Source organism: Providencia sp. CIM-Carb-044 (assembly GCF_033901115.1).
Taxonomy (GTDB): domain Bacteria; phylum Pseudomonadota; class Gammaproteobacteria; order Enterobacterales; family Enterobacteriaceae; genus Providencia; species Providencia hangzhouensis.
This window is the reverse complement of the sequence record NZ_JAXADV010000011.1, coordinates 19,960-38,663: the sequence shown is the minus strand read 5'-3', so window position 1 is coordinate 38,663 and position 18,704 is coordinate 19,960. Positions and strand designations below refer to the sequence as shown.

The 18,704-nt window shown below is 41.2% G+C and carries 17 protein-coding genes; 9 read left to right on the top strand and 8 right to left on the bottom strand.

Features of this window, described 5'->3' with window-relative positions; genetic code table 11:
- Window positions 1–11 precede the first annotated feature (11 nt).
- Together fbp and ppa are read left to right on the top strand one after the other, a co-directional pair.
- Window positions 12–1,019 (top strand): class 1 fructose-bisphosphatase, encoded by a 1,008-nt coding sequence (fbp, locus tag SJ312_RS18100; RefSeq protein WP_004905947.1) that lies wholly within the window; start codon window positions 12–14, stop codon window positions 1,017–1,019.
- Between the two features lie 205 nt (window positions 1,020–1,224).
- A complete protein-coding gene (ppa, locus tag SJ312_RS18095) occupies window positions 1,225–1,755 on the top strand; it encodes an inorganic diphosphatase (protein ID WP_004905951.1) in 531 nt (176 codons plus the stop codon).
- Window positions 1,756–1,899: 144 nt separating this feature from the next.
- On the opposite strand, the gene SJ312_RS18090 is transcribed toward ppa, so the two are convergent.
- The 3 genes from SJ312_RS18090 to tamA are packed head-to-tail and all read right to left on the bottom strand — an operon-like array spanning window position 1,900 to window position 7,766.
- Window positions 1,900–2,247, bottom strand: a complete 348-nt coding sequence (locus SJ312_RS18090; RefSeq protein WP_004905952.1) for a gamma-glutamylcyclotransferase — start codon at window positions 2,245–2,247, stop codon at window positions 1,900–1,902.
- A gap of 3 nt (window positions 2,248–2,250) precedes the next feature.
- Window positions 2,251–6,027 carry an autotransporter assembly complex protein TamB gene (gene tamB / locus SJ312_RS18085; protein ID WP_319868163.1) on the bottom strand — a complete coding sequence of 1,259 codons (3,777 nt, stop codon included), beginning with the start codon at window positions 6,025–6,027 and terminating at the stop codon, window positions 2,251–2,253.
- Window positions 6,024–7,766, bottom strand: coding sequence for an autotransporter assembly complex protein TamA (gene tamA, locus SJ312_RS18080; protein ID WP_094961660.1), 1,743 nt, complete (start codon window positions 7,764–7,766; stop codon window positions 6,024–6,026). The genes tamB and tamA overlap by 4 nt, the downstream gene beginning before the upstream one ends.
- 133 nt (window positions 7,767–7,899) lie before the next feature.
- On the opposite strand from tamA, the gene msrA reads away from it, so the two are divergent.
- Together msrA and SJ312_RS18070 are read left to right on the top strand one after the other, a co-directional pair.
- Window positions 7,900–8,541 (top strand): peptide-methionine (S)-S-oxide reductase MsrA, encoded by a 642-nt coding sequence (gene msrA / locus SJ312_RS18075; protein WP_110591051.1) that lies wholly within the window; start codon window positions 7,900–7,902, stop codon window positions 8,539–8,541.
- Between the two features lie 253 nt (window positions 8,542–8,794).
- Window positions 8,795–10,162 (top strand): hemolysin family protein, encoded by a 1,368-nt coding sequence (locus SJ312_RS18070; RefSeq protein WP_004905961.1) that lies wholly within the window; start codon window positions 8,795–8,797, stop codon window positions 10,160–10,162.
- A 74-nt stretch (window positions 10,163–10,236) separates the two neighbouring features.
- On the opposite strand, the gene SJ312_RS18065 is transcribed toward SJ312_RS18070, so the two are convergent.
- A complete protein-coding gene (locus tag SJ312_RS18065; protein ID WP_004905964.1) occupies window positions 10,237–10,443 on the bottom strand; it encodes a DUF1107 domain-containing protein in 207 nt (68 codons plus the stop codon).
- A gap of 290 nt (window positions 10,444–10,733) precedes the next feature.
- Here SJ312_RS18065 and SJ312_RS18060 point away from each other — a divergent pair, with 290 nt between their 5' ends.
- Window positions 10,734–11,294, top strand: coding sequence for a YtfJ family protein (locus SJ312_RS18060; RefSeq protein ID WP_110591050.1), 561 nt, complete (start codon window positions 10,734–10,736; stop codon window positions 11,292–11,294).
- Between the two features lie 195 nt (window positions 11,295–11,489).
- Here SJ312_RS18060 and qseC read toward each other — a convergent pair whose 3' ends face one another.
- Window positions 11,490–12,851 carry a quorum sensing histidine kinase QseC gene (qseC, locus tag SJ312_RS18055; RefSeq protein WP_110592550.1) on the bottom strand — a complete coding sequence of 454 codons (1,362 nt, stop codon included), beginning with the start codon at window positions 12,849–12,851 and terminating at the stop codon, window positions 11,490–11,492.
- The gene (gene qseB / locus SJ312_RS18050) at window positions 12,851–13,513 is read right to left on the bottom strand and encodes a quorum sensing response regulator transcription factor QseB (protein WP_004905970.1); all 663 of its coding nucleotides are present in this window, start codon (window positions 13,511–13,513) and stop codon (window positions 12,851–12,853) included. The genes qseC and qseB overlap by 1 nt, the downstream gene beginning before the upstream one ends.
- 179 nt (window positions 13,514–13,692) lie before the next feature.
- Between qseB and SJ312_RS18045 the strand changes: the two genes are divergently transcribed.
- From SJ312_RS18045 to mqo, 4 genes are all read left to right on the top strand, one after another.
- Complete coding sequence (locus SJ312_RS18045; protein WP_036958838.1) at window positions 13,693–14,097, top strand: YgiW/YdeI family stress tolerance OB fold protein; 405 nt, start codon at window positions 13,693–13,695, stop codon at window positions 14,095–14,097.
- Window positions 14,098–14,211: 114 nt separating this feature from the next.
- Window positions 14,212–14,802, top strand: a complete 591-nt coding sequence (gene nudK / locus SJ312_RS18040) for a GDP-mannose pyrophosphatase NudK (protein ID WP_319868162.1) — start codon at window positions 14,212–14,214, stop codon at window positions 14,800–14,802.
- A 313-nt stretch (window positions 14,803–15,115) separates the two neighbouring features.
- Window positions 15,116–15,505 (top strand): cupin domain-containing protein, encoded by a 390-nt coding sequence (locus SJ312_RS18035; RefSeq protein ID WP_036958789.1) that lies wholly within the window; start codon window positions 15,116–15,118, stop codon window positions 15,503–15,505.
- An 8-nt stretch (window positions 15,506–15,513) separates the two neighbouring features.
- Complete coding sequence (gene mqo / locus SJ312_RS18030; protein ID WP_004905977.1) at window positions 15,514–17,007, top strand: malate dehydrogenase (quinone); 1,494 nt, start codon at window positions 15,514–15,516, stop codon at window positions 17,005–17,007.
- Window positions 17,008–17,051: 44 nt separating this feature from the next.
- Here mqo and cysQ read toward each other — a convergent pair whose 3' ends face one another.
- Window positions 17,052–17,792, bottom strand: a complete 741-nt coding sequence (gene cysQ / locus SJ312_RS18025) for a 3'(2'),5'-bisphosphate nucleotidase CysQ (protein WP_004905978.1) — start codon at window positions 17,790–17,792, stop codon at window positions 17,052–17,054.
- A gap of 124 nt (window positions 17,793–17,916) precedes the next feature.
- Window positions 17,917–18,537 carry a peptidylprolyl isomerase gene (locus SJ312_RS18020; RefSeq protein ID WP_004907421.1) on the bottom strand — a complete coding sequence of 207 codons (621 nt, stop codon included), beginning with the start codon at window positions 18,535–18,537 and terminating at the stop codon, window positions 17,917–17,919.
- Window positions 18,538–18,704 lie beyond the last annotated feature (167 nt).

Here is an 18,704-nt window from a genome sequence, read left to right as displayed (position 1 = left end):
GGACCTTCGTCATGAAAACATTAGGCGAATTCATCGTCGAAAAGCAACAAGATTTTCCTCATGCAACAGGTGAGCTGACTTCTTTATTATCAGCTATCAAACTGGGCGCTAAAATTATCCATCGTGATATTAATAAAGCTGGACTTGTCGATATTCTTGGCACTAACGGTGTTTCGAATATTCAAGGTGAAGTTCAGATGAAGCTTGACCTGTATGCAAACGAAAAACTGAAAGCGGCTTTAAAAGCACGCGGAGAAGTCGCCGGTATCGCCTCTGAAGAAGAAGATGAAATTGTCATTTTCGAAGGAGACCGCGCAGAAAACGCAAAATATGTTGTTTTAATGGACCCACTTGATGGTTCTTCAAACATCGATGTAAACGTTTCCGTTGGAACAATTTTCTCAATCTACCATCGTATCACGCCAATTGGCCAACCGGTTACAGAAGCGGATTTCCTGCAACCTGGTAACCGCCAAGTGGCTGCGGGCTACGTGGTTTACGGTTCATCAACGATGTTGGTTTACACCACTGGTGTTGGTGTACATGCGTTTACTTACGACCCATCATTGGGCGTGTTCTGCTTGTCTCATGAAAAAGTGATGTTCCCATCAGAAGGAAAAATGTACTCCATCAATGAAGGTAACTATATTAAGTTCCCGATGGGTGTTAAAAAGTACATTAAATATTGCCAAGAAGAAGATAAAGCAACAAATCGCCCGTATACCACGCGTTATATCGGTTCTTTGGTTGCAGACTTCCATCGTAACTTGCTCAAAGGGGGAATTTATATTTACCCAAGTACGGCAAGCCATCCAAATGGGAAACTGCGCCTTCTGTACGAATGTAACCCAATTGCATTTTTAGCAGAACAAGCCGGTGGTAAAGCCAGTGATGGAGCAAACCGCATTTTAGATATCATACCTAGCGAATTACACCAACGTGCGCCGTTCTTTGTCGGAACTGAGTCGATGGTAGAAAAAGCAGAATCATTTATGCGTGAATTCCCTGACACGGAATAATCTAATTCATTAATTATAAGGCGGGGCTTCCCGCCTTTTTTATCCCTTTTTTTCACCAACTAGTGAGTTTTGTCCCCTTTTACGGCTATAATGTCCCTCACGCTATCTACTCTATTATTTAATTTGCCTAAAGGCGGCAATAAATGCGATGCCAGTGACAAATTAAAATGAGTAAATTCATTATTCACACAAAGGATACATTTAAATGGGCCTGAACAATGTACCGGCAGGTAAAGATCTGCCAGAAGATATCTATGTTATCATCGAAATCCCAGCGAACGCAGATCCTATCAAATATGAAGTTGATAAAGAGTCTGGTGCGCTGTTTGTAGACCGTTTCATGTCAACAGCGATGTTCTATCCATGCAACTATGGTTACATCAACAATACCCTGTCTTTAGATGGTGACCCAGTTGATGTATTAGTTCCAACTCCATACCCATTACAACCAGGCTCAGTCATCCGTTGCCGTCCTGTTGGCGTACTGAAAATGACTGACGAGTCTGGTGAAGATGCAAAATTAGTGGCTGTTCCGCACACTAAATTAAGCAAAGAATACGATCACATTAAAGATGTGAACGACCTGCCAGAATTACTGCGTGCTCAAATTACTCACTTCTTTGAACATTACAAAGATTTAGAAAAAGGTAAGTGGGTTAAAGTTGATGGTTGGGAAGACGCGGCATCTGCAAAAGCAGAGATCATCGAATCTTTCGAACGCGCTGCAAAAAAATAATCCCCCTATAGGGAGATTATGAAAGCTCTGGTTAATACCAGGGCTTTTTTTATGGGTTATAATCAGTTAATTAATCTATAAAAAACGCCAGCTATCATAGCTGGCGTCCTATATAACTATAGCATTCAATATAATATTGGATAGCTACTTTTCTTCATCACGTTTCAACCAGTCGCCACTTTTTATTTGGCGTAGACCATCAACGGAATGTTTATATAGATAAATCCAAGCATTGCCATACGGCGTTGGGATGAGCTCCCTCACATAGTCTTGAGAATTTTTCTTTAGCTCATCTAACTCTGTCAAAATGGACGGGTTGATTCGATAAACTTCGCACTCTATCGCCCCATCCCCTTTGACAACCGCTGGATAATATCCAAGATCATACAGTTCATAGCCTTCTAGCTTATGCTCACCAAGTAGTTGGGCATAAGTCATCCAGTGATGATTTCCTTGCTTTTGTCTTAAGCTGCCATAAACAATTACACGCATAATCTAAAACTCAAATTGGTAAAGGAGATCCAATGCCTGATTAACACCAGACACAGCTTCTAAATACAGTTTTGGCATCAATCGATAACGTAAAGTTAACGTCGCCAATGAGTCAAAGATACCAACTCCATACTTCACTTGTAAATCATTAGTGATCTTACCACTTACAACGACTTGAGAACCATCCCCCACACCTTGGGTATCGACGGCTAAATCAGAGACCCCAAATGTCTCACCAATTTTGCCCACGAGTTGCCCACTTTGTGCTACACCTAAGCCTATTAACATAGATGTCATTTGTGAACCATTTGCGTCCCCACTGTCTAAGCCCTCTCCTCTTAATAAGTAAGACAGCGCTTCTTGTTGTGTTTTCGCCGGTTCAGAGAATATTTCTACTTTCGGTTTATCTGCAAGCCCAGTGACCTTCACCCCTGCAATCACGCCATCTGCCGTGTTGTCTGGGTTACGTATAGCTTCTAAGTTTAAGAATGGTTGGTCCGCAGGGCCTGAGAACTGAATTTGCCCCTTACGTACAATCAAATCTTGCCCATAAGCACGGAAACGACCAGCTGGAATATCCACCTGACCATTGATGTGCAAGCCATGGATATTTTGAACCACTTTCAATAAACCCGTCAGGCGCGCTTTTAAGCCAAACGCATCCAATCGAACATCGTTACCAATTTTAATATCCAAATTGGTCTGAATAGGAATGGATGGCGCTTTTTGTTCAATTGGCTGTAAGTTGCTATCTAACATCACCACATCTGAAGATGCGCTTACCGCCGACTCAGGGAGCTCTTGAACAGTAATTCGAGCCCATGGAATATTGACCGTACCATTTAACGTGAGTACCGAAGGTGATGCATCAAATACAATATCCGGTTGAACATCAATTTGGATCATCGGCGGTAAAGAAACACGGAGGTTATTACCTCGCGCCATGATTTTTGCACGCCATGCATCAATATTGCGCCAATCTGCGTCACCATCAATGTTCAGATAGCCCTCTGGCGTGTTTATCTGACCATTCATGACTGAGCTCGTGCCGTTGAAATTAACACCTAAATGACCACTTTTGATATCAAACGGGATCATTGCAGATCTCACTTCTAAACTCGAAAGCGCTAAATTACCATTTAATAACGGGTTATTCGCTGACCCGCCTAAGCGTAGATTTCCACTTAAACGGCCATTCGCCACTTCCTTCTGGCCCAGTAACGGCTTGATTAAATCTAATGTCACCGAATTAATTTCAACATTACCCGACAACAAGCGACGTTTCTCAATATCAGACACTTGGATGTTACCGCGCATCTGTCCGTTATTAGCCAACCCAAATAACCAACTAAGGTCAGCCTTACCATTTTTCAACCCAGCACTTAACGTTAAGGTATCAAAAGCAATAGGCAAACGGGTTCCATCCACGAACTGAACCGCTTTGACATCATTTCCTCGCAAGTCCAGCTTCACTTGTGGCATGCTGCCATCCGCTTTCCAAATGGCATTGGCTTTACCCGTAAATACGCCACTGACTCGAGTATCTTGTGGCATAAATGGTTTAAGCATTGCGAGATCAAAACGTTCTAGCACGATATCCGCGCTACCACTTTTACCCGCTTTAATCGGTTTTGGTACACACAAACGGGCATTCGGGTTAACCCAACAATGTCTGCCAATGGTCACTTCTTGTGTTTGGTTGGCATAATCGAGTGACATTGCTTGGTTTAAGCGCCATTCACCCACCACCGTATCAAATAAGGTATTGGTTAAATTCCCTTTCCACACTTCAGTCTGCCGGTCAAAACTCCCCGCTAATGCTAATTGCCCAGAAACCGGCTCACCCTTCATATTTAATTTTAAAGTGTGCTGTTTTTCACTGCCTTTCGCATCTAAAGTCAGGTTATTGACGACAAGATCGCCTTGTTTTAGCTGACGCAGAACAACGGATAAATCCCCTTTAATTTGTTCGCCTGTTGCCACATTTCCTTTGATAACAACATTTTCGATAGCAAGGTCATCCTGCCACTTCACACCACGTGCCGTAAGGTCAACAAGGGCTTCTGGTGTTTGTAAATTACCACGTAATTTCACATCACCCGCAATCACACCACCTAAGCCCGGTAGCAAACCATTGAGTGCAGGGGCATTAATTTTGGCATCAAGATTCCATTTATCGGCAAGAGAACCTTTTACATCAACATTGTTTTTACCTAATGCCAAATTAAAGTTCGGAATATCCCATTGGCCTGCTGCGTTACCTTTGGCTTTACCCCGTGCTTTTAAAAGATTATTTTTAACATTACCGTCTAAGATAATTTCAGGAATATCCAACTGCCAGCTGCCACCGTATAAACTTCCGCGTGTGGCAATTTTGCCATCCACTTTAGCAGGCCATTCAGGGTACTGTTTTGCCGTATTAATACCCGAAAGAGTCAATACTGCATTCCAACTAATCGCCTTGCTCCAGTCCGCAACGCCAGTAATATCCGCATTACCTTGCAAAGCGGCTAAACGTAAGCGAGTTAAATTAATTTGCTCTTCATTACCTTTCGCATCTAATAGCAAGGTAGAAGGAGGGAGATCCTGCCCAGTGATCGCTGAGCGTACAGACATATCATAAGCCGATGGCCGGCCATTTAGGCGCAGACGTGTCCCATCGAGTTGATATTGCGCATTCCCCACTAACGGCCACGTTAACTTATCACTTTCTAATGTAAGCAAAATAGGCAGGTCTGCTTGTGACAAATCCGTTTCTGCATCTAGTTTTGCATTAATTGGCCCATGTAAATTCAATGCCAATTTTAGCTCATCAATCAAACCGCCTTTTAAGGAGAGATCTACCTTTTGCCCATCTAAATCGTCTAAACGGCTTTCCCCCACGACTGACAATGAGACTGGCCATTTATCTTGCAAGGTCGCCGTGCCAGATAACGCAATATTCCCCTGCGGTGCATCGACTTTTAACTGTTTAACGAGAACTTGTTGCCCTTCATTTGAAAGACTCAGGTGCAATTGGTTAATTTTGAGATCAGTCGCACCCGTTAATTGAAAATTCGAAGCATTAATACCGTCGACATTCAAATCAACAGGTAAAATAACTTCTGGTAATTCAGCAAGTAACGGTTTAGAAAATAGCGCTTTTAATTCATCTGCTAATGATTTTTGTTCATTAATCGGCGTTGGCTCTGGCTGTTTTTCTTCAGCGACGGCATCTGATTTGGTGTCAGGTAAATTAATCGCCAAATCAATGATATCAGTTGGAATAATAGTGATCGCTTTCCCTTCCCACGTGACCCCTGTGGTAAATTTAGCTAAATCAATATCCATACCATCCACATTGACGTGCGTTGAAACCAAAGCCAATTGATTCAAACGAATAGTCAAAGGCGCCTTGAGTTCAGTCAAAGGTTCAGATGGTGGCGTTTCTTCAGCAGGGGGAAATTGGGTGGTATCGACAGTAACAGTAACATTTTCCGTGCCTAAGTTGTCGACACATAGCTCACGGCTTGTTAAACAACCTAGACGTACCGCTAAATTTAATTTCCCCGCATTAACATCAACTCCCGGCATTTGATATTTAACGCCACTTAGCGTTAAGTTACTAATATCACCGTCAATTTTATCAATGGTTAATTCAGGAACAAAACGTGTCGCTGTATTTAATGCAAAGTGAAGACCTGATTGCGTTCCAATCACCCAACTGAGTGCGGCAACAACCAGAACGAGAATTAATAAAATGGAAAGACTGGTCCATTTTAGCCACTTCAACCACCTCATAACTCAGTCCCCAAGCCGATATAAAACTGTATTTTGTTGTTATCTGGATCACCGATAGGTTTTGCTAAGTCTAATTTTATTGGACCAACCGGTGAGACCCAGCGGATACCGACTCCCGCACCCGTTTTAAAATCATTATCTTTAAAGTTATCAACGGCTTCACCACTATCAATAAAGGTCGCTCCCCACCAATTTCCTGTAAAGTTATATTGGTATTCCACAGAGCCTACCGCCAATTTTGATGCCCCTGTCAGCTTACCTTTACTATCTTCTGGCGAGATCTTTTGATAACCATATCCACGCACGCTGCCGTCACCACCCGCAAAGAAACGCAAGTCCGGTGGAACTTTGTCGAAGTCATTGGTTTCAATCCAACCGATATTTCCACGAACGACAAAGCGATGACCTTCCCATGGCGTTCTGATCCATACATTTTTGGCTTGTAGTACAGCGAAGTCGATATCTGAACCCCAAATTTTATTCGAATAATCAATAGAATAGCGTTGACTATCTCCCCATGTTGGCATCACACCGCCGCGTTGGCGAATGCGGCTTACATAGGCCCCGGGATACAGCAACATCGTCGTATTCGTCACGTTAGCTTGGGTAAAGTTACTCAGCATCCAACGCATGTTTACGCCATATTGCCAACCGGATGAATAATCCCAGTTACGAGACACATTCAAGGTTGTTGTATTCGCTTGTGTATCATTCAAATCTGTCCGTTTAAAGCCCCCTTGAACCGCATAATATTGCTCAAGCGGGTTCGCTTTTAATGGAATTTTATAACTCGCATCAATTAATTGTTCTGGTTGGGATAAACTAATATTTGACGTTAAACTCTGCCCACGAGAGTTAATCCAAGGCTTATTCCATGTGGCTTTAACGCGAGGTCCGACATCGGTGGCATAGCCTCCCCCAAGCTCAATAAAGTTTTTCGCTCTAGGGGTCATTACCGCTTCCATCGGTAACTCATAAGAATTTGCTTTGCGCGCACTCACAATACGCGGTGTCACAATTGCAGAAGAGAACCAACCTGTTTCAGCTAACCGACGGTTAAACTCAGCAAGTTGCTCTGATGTGTAGTATTCCCCTTTTTTAAAAGGGGCTAGGTTATTCAGGTAATCTTCTCGGATTTGTGAACCTGAATAAGAAATTGCACCAAACCGATAACGTTCACCACTGTTAAAATCAAAATCCCAATAAGCCGCATGGTGATCAAGAGAAATACCCAGTTGGCTTTTCTCCATCATCGCATCAAAATAACCTTTGCGAACAGCTAAACTACTAAAACGTCCTTTAAATTCTTCGTATTCGCCATCATTTTGAACTGTATCAAGCTTTGGCGTATATTGTTTGAGCATCTTTTCATAGTCGGGATCCGTTTTTGCTCCACCTTGCAATTCAACAGTCACTCCCTTCAATAAAATAGGTTCTCCAGGAGTGACCTTGGCGGTTAAAACGGAACGAGCAGGCGGGGTTTTTTCTTCATAGCTAAATTCAACCGTGGGTTGGTAGTAACCTAAAGGCTTTAAACCTTCTTTAATTGCTTTCTCAACACGGGCTCGAAAACGACCATTTGGCACAACTTCATCTTGCGATATATTAGACAGTTGTACTCGAACGTTTTGATTAAGTTGTCCTTCAAGGCCTTCAATATTAAGACGAAGATTAGCTGCGTGTACCACTGGCACTGCCGCAGTTAGGCAGAGAAAACAAATTAGAGGGTATTTCGACACGCCTACTCCTAAGGTGATTGTTCGATTGACTAAATACTTCATATCAATTTATTTTGAGTAAAATTCGCCATATACACAAGTTTTTATCCCTATTTTTAGATTATTTGTGTGGTCAATACATATAGGAATCATTATGCCTTTTAATAAATTTCACTCTGCAAGTATTGCACAACCTCTGCCCGGCAGAGCAACTGCTATGACTTACTCACCATATCATGCGCTTAACCATCATTCGATTGAGATTATTCCTAAGAATATGGAAATTGCTTATTTTGCCATGGGTTGTTTTTGGGGAGTTGAACGATTATTTTGGCAGCAAGCTGGGGTTTATTCAACTTCTGCTGGGTATTGTGGTGGAGTGACCCCTAACCCGACCTACGAGGAAGTTTGCTCTGGGCGAACTGGCCACGCAGAAGCGGTTCGTGTCGTTTTTGATCCGCAAGTTATCAGTTACTCTCAACTATTGACATTATTTTGGGAAAACCATGACCCTGCACAAGGCATGCGCCAAGGAAATGACATGGGAAGCCAATATCGTTCCGCAATTTATACTGTGTCAGATGAGCAAGACCAGCAAGCGATGGAAACACTGCAAGCTTACCAAAATGCAATGATAGCGCAGCATGACTCTCGTGCAATCACGACCGAAATAGCGCCCTTAGACACTTTCTATTTTGCCGAAGATTACCACCAGCAGTACTTATACAAAAACCCGAATGGATATTGCGGATTAGGAGGGATTGGTATCTGTTTACCACCTTCGTTAAACAAATAAATCAATAACATAATACAGTGAGTTCATCTTCCCAACCATTCAAGTTGCTTTTCAATATGACTTAAAGCAGCTTGAATGATGATGAATATCTAGGCAGATAAATCACCTCAGTGCTATACTAATGCAACATATCAACAATTTGCGCATATTGCGCAACATATATTTGCATACTCAATATATTTAAATACACGAGACTATGCCTTCAGAGATTTTTGAATTTTATGGATTCTTCCTTTGATTGGCTGGATAACTTATGCTCAACAGTTTATTAATTGTTCTATTATTATGTGCAATTAGCGCATTCTTTTCTTTGTCAGAAATTTCTCTGGCAGCTTCCCGCCGCATTAAACTTAAACTTATGGCCGACGAAGGCAACATTAATGCGGCTCGCGTGCTTAAATTACAAGAAATGCCGGGAATGTTTTTTACCGTCGTTCAAATTGGTTTAAATGCCGTTGCTATCCTTGCCGGTATTGTGGGGGAATCTGCTTTTTCTCCAGCTTTGTACGATATCTTTATTCAATTTTTATCCCCAAGCTGGGCTCAACAAGTTTCATCAATCCTGTCATTCACCATTGTGACAAGCTTGTTTATTTTAGTGGCTGATTTAACGCCTAAACGCATCGGTATGGTAAAACCTGAAGCCATTGCGATTCGTATTGTGAATCCGATGCGCTTCTGTTTAGTGGTACTGAGCCCATTCGTCTGGTTTTTTAATGGCCTTGCGAACCTGTTTTTTAAATTATTCAAATTACCTACATCACGCAACGAAGATATCACTTCTGATGATATTTTTGCGGTCGTTGAAGCAGGTGCTGTAGCGGGTGTGTTACGTAAACAAGAACACGAATTAATTGAGAACGTGTTTGAGCTGGAATCACGTACTGTACCATCAGCGATGACTCCGCGTGAAAGTATCATTTATTTTGACAAAGACGAGTCAGAAGAAAGCATCAAACATAAAATTTCAACCCAGCCACATTCTAAGTTTCTAGTATGTGCAGGGGGTATTGACCATGTTATTGGTTATGTTGATTCGAAAGAATTACTTAACCGTGTACTCAATGGGCAGAGCTTAAGTTTAAAAGATGGTGTTCACATTAGAAATACGCTCATGATCCCTGACACCCTCTCATTATCAGATACCTTAGAGGCATTTAAAACAAACGCCGTCGATTTTGCTGTGATTCTCAACGAATATGCATTAGTCATGGGTATCATTACCATCAATGATGTAATGATCACTCTAATGGGGGACTTAATTGGTCCAGGGCAAGAAGAGCAAATCGTAGTACGTGATGAGAATTCTTGGTTAGTTGAAGGCGGAACGCCAATTGAAGATGTGATGCGCATTTTAGATATTGATGATTTCCCTGACTTTAGCAACTATGAAACCATCGCAGGGTTTATGATGTACCGGTTAAGAAGAATGCCGAAACGGACAGATTATGTGAAATATGCGGGCTATAAATTTGAAGTCGTCGATATTGATAATTACAAAATTGACCAATTACTCGTAACTCGCCTGACTACAGCGCCATCACCTGTCGTTGTACAACCCGGAAAAAATACTATTGAAACGGCTGGCGCAAAACAACAAACAAAAGATACAGGACATTAATGCTTGATAGCGAAGCCGTTTCTTTCAATGCGCCACCTATGTGGCGCGTTGTTAACCAAAAACTGCTGATTAACCTACCCCAGTTCTGCCTGCAATAATGAAACCTGTTTATTGACCTCACTCATCACATTGTAATGGCGCTTATCACTGATTTTAGGTGGTAGAATTTTCCCATAGTTAAACTCAAATGCCCCAAAATCCTTAATATAGAGCCTGCCACGGAATAGCGTTTTGACGTAAAGAGCAATCTTAGATGGGTTATAACGGTTAAAAATTTTCATTAGAACTTTGCCTCCCCTTTGTTCTTACGATATTCAATAACTCATACCGTACAATAATCATAGACCAGAAATTTTTATTTTGGTTCTAAAATTGCAGTTTTATTCAATTTACTGACATAACATGACACTGTAAATTAACTGTTAAAACCCCATAAACTTTGCTTTTGTTCTAAATTTTAAAAAAATGTTAAATTATCTCTTGTAACTCATCCGATGAGCTATGCTATAAATAGTAGTCAGCAGACAAACCACTAGGCTCACATGGCAAAATAATCAATCAAGGGGCTTTTATGATAAAAAATTATTTACTTTTAATATGCTTGCTTGGGGTATCTGCAGTAGCTTCTGCAGCAAATATTCAATTAAACCAATCTGTTCCTGCTGTTTCTGTCACTGACAAGGGTGAGCTTGTCATGAATAATGACGGGAAATTGGATTATCAACCGTGGAAAAGCCAACAGCTCGTTGGAAAGGTGCGTACTATCCAACACATTGCTGGCCGTTCTTCAGCAAAAGAACTCAATGCCCCCTTAGTTGAGGCTATCAAGCAAGCCAAGTTCCCTCACGATAGCTATCAAACAACAACAATCATTAATACCGATGATGCAATTTTCGGTACGGGTGTATTTGTGAAAAACAGCGTTGAAGATAGCAAAAAAGAGTTTCCATATTCACAATTTATTGTTGATAGCGAAGGTACGGTGAAGAACGCATGGGGCTTGAAACCAGAAAGTTCAGCAATTATCGTATTGGATAATCAAGGGAAAGTGTTGTTTTTCAAAGATGGTGAATTAAATACCCAAGAAGTTCAAAAAGTCATTAGTTTGTTAGTCTCATCACTAAACCAATAACGTCTACCTTTTGCTGTTACTAAGTTAGTATGTAGTGTGCGCAATTTCGCACACTACAATTTCTCACACGCGACAGGTAGTTAGCCCTATCTCACTTGAGTTAAAAATAGTGAGTTATGCTAAAATGCCCTTACATTAAATATGCATAATTATGATTATTATTTTAATAAACAATCATAATTAATGTGCTTATTATCACGTTTTAGTTTCATTCCAATACACTTTGGCACAAAAGCCCCCATTAACGCCATGAGTAAAAATAACTTGTAAATGATGCAATTGCGCAATCCGTTTAACAATAGAGAGCCCTAAGCCACTCCCAGTTTTTTCTTGTCCCGGCGGACGATAGAAGCGCTCACCTAATCGCCGTAAAACTTCAGGTGTCACGCCATTACCATCATCTTGAACTTCAAGGTGATCAGCATACAAAATAATCTCCACTCGCCCCTCTATTTTTCCATAACGGATTGCATTATTGAGCAAATTTCTCAGCAACGCATTGAGTAGTAATGGCTGACCTTGAAAATCAGGGGGGCTAGCAACTAAAGTATTTATTATCGTTGTTTGCTGCTCTTTAGCTTCCGGCTCTACATCTTTTATCGCCGCTTCAATTAACTCAGGCCAAGATACAACTGTAATATCATCAAGTTGCGTGGATGACTCTAACCGAGACAACATCAGTAGTTGGTCAACGAGCCTTGTCGCCCTATCAATACCTTCCGATAAATTAGCCACTGCATGATTACGGATATCTGCATTATTCCCTGCAATTTGTACCACTTCTGCCTGCACCCTTAATGCTGCAAGTGGGCTACGTAGTTCATGAGCCGCATCCGAGGTAAATTGTCGTTCACGAGCAAACATTTCATTAATACGGCCAAACAGTACATTCATAGAGTCAATAATAGGTCTTACTTCACTGGGAATTCGCGTCACTTGTACTGGGGTTAGTTCATCAGGTTTTCGGTGATACAACTGGGTTGCTACGTCCTTCAATGGGCGTAAAGCTCGTGTCAACAGCCATAAAAATAGTAATAACATGATTGGCAAAGCAATCAACCAAGGCATAAATTGTGCAACCATAATATCGGTTGCCATTTCTTGTCGGTATTCCCACTCTTGCCCTACTGCAATGATATATCGACCATCTTGAGATTTTAGCCACACAAAACGCCAAGGGTCGTCACTTCCTTGGATCATCCCATCGCTAAACCCTTCTCGCTTAAATTGATAGACGATGTCTCTACCGTTATCACCGTCGTTTAATACCATTTCGCCGCCTGGTGTAAAAATAGCAAATGCCAGTGCATCGTCATCTTGATGGCCACGGTTCTTTCGCAATAGTTTTTTGGTTTTAGTCAGTGAAGGCTGGCTCAATTCAAAGCCTGATGGTAAAACAGATAACCGTTTAGCAAACGCCATTTGCTGGGTATCAAACAGCTCATTAATCGTTTTATAGCTTTGGTACCACGCTAACGAACTGGCGATCCCCCATGTCAGTAAAGCTAACAAGAGCAGCATTAAAGTGAGTTTCAGCCTAAGGCTAAATGTCTTCATCATTTATCATCACCTAATCGATAACCAACACCATGAATGGTTCGAATAAACTTATTGCCTAATTTACGCCTTAAATGATGGATATGTACCTCAACCGAGTTACTAGAGACCTCTTCATCCCAGTTATATAATTTCTCTTCAATTAAAGGGCGAGAAAAAACTTTATTTGGGTTATGCATAAATAAAGAAAGTAAAGCAAACTCTTTCCCTTTTAGTTGTACAGGTTCACCTTGCTGTGTCACCGTCATTGCAACTGGATCCATTTCGACATCACCATGCGTAAGTTTAGAAGATAATTGCCCACTTCGGCGGCGGATCAACGCTTGCAAACGCGCCATGACTTCCATTAAAGCGAATGGTTTACAAAGATAATCATCAGCCCCTTGTTGAAGTCCTTGAACACGCTGATCCAAAGCATCCCGTGCCGTCAAAATCAAGACTGGCTCATCACGCCCCTCCTTACGCCAATGCTTCAAAATATCCATTCCATCAATATTTGGTAACGAAAGATCGAGTACAACAGCGTCATAAGGTGCATCAAATAAAGCGAGTTGCCCCTGTTTACCATCCATAAACCAATCAATGGTAAATCCTAATTGGGTTAAGCCCACTTTTAAGCCATCACCAATTAACCGGTCATCTTCAATTAGTAGAATTCGCATAATCTACCCCCATATTAGAATATTATTATATTTATCCTATCAGCTATAATATGACTAGCTATTATTGGCAAAATTAAAAATATAATTCGTTAGTTAAGTTTCTTAAGATCCTGTTAAGATTTACTTGGTTTAATACCCTCCATACAAACAAGTTTACATCCAATTTGGAGATACCGATGATGAAAAAATTACCTGTAATTGCTTTAGTTGCTGCACTCGCAAGTGCACCTGTTTTCGCTGCAAATGGCGGGTTTGACGGCCCTGGCGCTGCCACAAATACAACAGCCCAAACCTCTCCAACCGGTGGTTTCATCGGCCCAAATAGTGGGGAAATGACTGTCGCAAAAGCACTTGATATGTCAGATGACAGCTGGGTTATTTTACGTGGGAATATCGTCAAACAACTTGACCATAAACATTATGAATTCACCGATGGTACTGGCACTATTAATTTAGAAATCAGCGAAAAGCGTTGGAACGGCATAAATGTAACACCAAAAGATAAAGTTGAAATTCGCGGTAAAATTGATAAAGACTGGAATTCAAGAGAAGTCGAAGTTAAACAAATCCAAATAATTAAATAACCCGCAAGTTTACAATGGGATCTGCTCTAAAGCAGGTCCCATCTAAATCCTATTTCATACAGAAATTAACAGTTCTAAATTAACAAAATCATTTTTGTTTACTAAGGCTGCTTAATGACTGTAAAACTCCCTAACATACGGAATATTCGTGAGAAACTGCTTTCAGATAATTGGTATATTTTAAAAAAATATACTTATGAGTTACAACGTGGAGATGGTAGTTGGCAACAACAAGAGCGCGAAGTCTATGATAGAGGCAATGGTGCCGTTATTTTGTTATATAACAAAATAAAAAATAGCATTATTTTAATTCGTCAATTTCGTCTGCCTGTTTATGTTAATGGCTATTCTGATTTTCTGATCGAAGCCGCCGCTGGTTTACTAGAAAACGCCTCACCAGAAGCTCGTATTATTGCTGAAGCAGAAGAAGAAACGGGTTTTAAAGTCGATAAAATTCAAAAAGTTTTTGAAGCCTTTATGAGCCCTGGTTCAGTCACCGAAAAACTCCACTTTTACATTGCTGAATATAGCGATAATAATCGTCGTAACGCAGGTGGTGGGCTTGAAGAAGAAGGGGAAGATATTGAAGTTTTAGAGTGGCCCTTCTCTAAAGCCGTTGATGCGATAAGAACGAGAGAAATAGTTGATGGTAAAACCATTATGCTAATCCAATATCTCGCCCTAAACTCTATTCTAAAAAGCTGATCCTATACTTATAGCTCATAATGATAAAATAAGTCATCGTGAGCTCTCCTATTTTTTATCAGTCATTAAACGAACGATAAAAATAAAACAAATCATAAAAAGACAATCAACTTTTATTATTTTGTTGTTTAATTAAAAAATAAAATCATAAAGCCAAGATAAAACATATTTAGCTTTGACCTACTCGCTAAAAAACTTTAAATTCAAATAATATTAATTTTATATATCATCATTTTAAGAGTCTTATTTTTGCATCCAATGAATATCAAATAATTGTTATACATTACAGTCGGTGATTAAGGAGCTAAATAAAATGATACGCTGCGTTCGTATGTGGACAGGAGAAGATGGAAATTCTCTATTTGAAGAGGGCACTCTTGAGCTCAATAATATAGCAGGAGGCGATAACCAAACCCCTACCATTGCAGTCAACGAGCTTACCTTTCGTGAAACAGTTTCTGGCGGCTCTTTTGATTGGCATCAAGACCCAGTTCCTCGCTATGTCATTACACTTTCAGGTACTTTAGAATTCGAAACCAAAGATGGTTCTAAATTTATCATCAACCCAGGTGATATTTTACTTGCGCAAGATAATACAGGAACAGGCCATAAATGGCGGCTTATTGGTGATGAACCTTGGCGTCGTGCTTATGTTGTCTATCAAGAAGGCACCGATCTTTGCTTCACTCCAACAAAAAAATAGGGGGCATCATGAGCAAACCCATTGCTGAGAATGTCGATATTGCTCTCATAGGTGCAGGGATCATGAGTGCAACGCTTGGTACATTTCTCAAAGAACTTGAACCTTCACTGACGATCGCCGTTTTTGAAAGGCTAAACGACTGTGCCCAAGAAAGTTCCCACCCGTGGAACAATGCGGGAACAGGGCATGCCGCTAACTGTGAGATGAACTATACACCACCAAATCCAGATGGTACGGTGGACATCAGTAAAGCCCTTGAAGTCAATACCGAATTCGATCTCTCTCGTCAGCTTTGGTCTTATCTGGTCACCAAAGGCAAAATTAAAGACCCACGTGACTTTATTCACCCATGCCCACACATGAGCTTTGTTTGGGGTGAAGACAATGTAAAATTCTTGAAACAACGCTACCAACAGATGTCTGCTCACCACTGTTACCACAACATGGAATACAGTGATGATCCAAAGCAGATCAACGAGTGGGCACCTCTGATCATGGAAGGTCGAGACCCTAAAGAAGCGATTGCGGTTACCCGTGTTAATACCGGTGCTGATGTCGATTACGGTGCGCTAACGCATTTATTAATCGCACAATTAAGCGAACAGCCCGGTTTTTCAATTCACTATAAACATGAAGTCATCGATGTTAAAAAAACCGCCGATGGCAGATGGAATATTGAAGTTAAAAACCTACTCACGCACGAGAAAACAATGACTTCCGCGAAGTTTGTGTTTGTTGGTGCAGGCGGTAGAGCAATCGAATTACTACAGAAATCAGGGATCCCTGAAGGAAAAGGGTATGGTGGATTCCCCGTCAGTGGTATCTGGCTGCGTTGTGATAACGAAGAAATTGCCTCTCGCCACCATGCAAAAGTCTATGGTAAAGCAGACAAAGGCTCACCACCAATGTCTGTTCCACACTTAGACACGCGTATTATCGGTGGTAAACGTTCTCTATTATTCGGGCCTTATGCCGGTTTTTCGAGTAAATTCCTTAAGCACGGCTCTTATTTAGACCTGTTTGAATCGGTTAAATTGAATAACATTGAACCAATGCTTGCGGTTGCGAAAGATAACTGGTCACTCGCAGAATACTTAGTGGGCCAAGTCCTGCAAACTTCTGCTCACCAATTTGCTATGCTGCAACAATTCTACCCAGAAGCACAGCATGAGGATTGGAAAGAGGTGGTTGCAGGGCAACGAGTACAAATTATTAAGCCTGACCATGATAAAAAAGGGGTTTTAGAGTTTGGTACAGAACTGATTACTAGTGCGGATAAATCATTTACTGTATTGATGGGAGCATCTCCGGGGGCCTCCACAGCGGCATTTATTGCGCTAAACGTATTAAAAACGTGTTTTGATGAGCAACTCAAAGCTGATGGATGGGAAACACGTTTAAAAGACATCATTCCAACCTATGGGATTGACTTAAAAACGGATGCAAAAGCCTGTTTAGATATTCGTACAGCCACTGCCAAAGTGCTGCAACTAGATAATTAGTTATTAATTAGGTTGGGAAATTACTTCCCAACCTTTATTGGTGTTTAGAATAAAATCACCCGAAAACCTGGATTTAAAAAAGACTCTCGAGGTGTATAATCGAGCGTTTTTCCATGCCAATCAACGACTTTTGCCCCTGCACCAATGGCAACCGCATGTCCAGCTGCAGTGTCCCAAATATTTGTAGGCCCAAAACGTGGGTAAAGCTGTGCTTTTCCTTCCGCAACCAAACAAAATTTGAGTGAAGAACCAATTTCTACTGTCGTGTGTTCACCCATTTGTTTTAAATAATCCATTAATTCATTGTCTTGATGGGAACGGCTGATAACAATGACTGGTGGCTTGGCATCATTCACATGAATAAGTTGCTTATGGCCACCCTCCTCCTTCCATGCCTGATTACCTTCAGCGTAGTACAGCAGCCCTTTCGCTGGGGCATAAACTACCCCCATCGTTGGTACACCGTTCTCAATAAGGGCAATGTTAACCGTAAAATCCCCATTACGATTAATAAATTCTTTCGTTCCATCCAATGGGTCAATCAACCAATAGCGTTGCCAATTCTGCCTGACTGGCCATTCAGGAGGATCTTCTTCAGACAGTTGGGGGATATCAGGAGCAATACGAGCAAGGCCCGCGGTAATCACATTGTGGGCGGCAATATCAGCCTCTGTAACAGGCGAATTATCACTTTTGTGTTCAACCTGTAAAGGTTCTTGCGCATTATAAGTTTCCATAATCGCATAACCCGCTTCTTGAGCTAATTCGCAAATTTGCTGTAGCATATTATTCACCTCTCTGATGACCCTTTACTGCAAGAGTAGCAATTGTGTGAAATTAACGCCATAAAAAAAGCCCCAAAGTCCAAAGACAATGAAGCTTTTTAACTGTGAACTGAACTAACAGAAATTATAAAATTTCAAGTAATTCAACTTCAAATACTAATGTACTGAATGGCGGGATTGATGCACCTGCACCACGCTCACCGTAAGCTAATTGGTGGGGGATATATAATTCCCATTTAGAGCCGACTGGCATCAGGGTCAATGCTTCAATCCAACCTGGAATAACGCCGCTTACAGGAAACTCTGCTGGCTGCCCACGCTGTACTGAGCTATCAAACACAGAGCCATCAATTAAACGCCCTGTATAGTGAACACGTACGCGGTCTGAGCGAGATGGGATAGCACCATCACCTTGGTTAATCACTGAAAATTGTAAGCCAGACTCAGTCGTTGAAACACCATCACGTTTTTGGTTTTCATCTAGGAATTTTTGGCCTTCTTCCGCTAATGCTGCCTGGCGGGATACACGAACAGCGTCGGCACGCTCATGCACTTCACGCAATGCTTTGTGCAGAGTTTCAACAGGTACCGATGGCATATTGCCTTCTAAAGCGTCAACGAGGCCTGCTAGAATTGCATTTGGCACTAAACCTTCTAGCCCTGACTCTAATAATTGCTGCCCAACTTGTAAACCTATGCCATAACTCGCTTGAGCTTCTACCGAATCGAAATTTTGGTTTGCCATGAAAATACCCATATGATTTTGAGAAAATCCAAGAATAGCAGCCCCATCCTTATGGGTAAACCCAAACAATGAATCTAAAGAATAAAACTGATTGATTCCCGACAAATTTATTCAGTGTTCTCTGAAAAATTCAGCCCAACGCTAAAAAAGCCTAAAAAGGGTGCTAG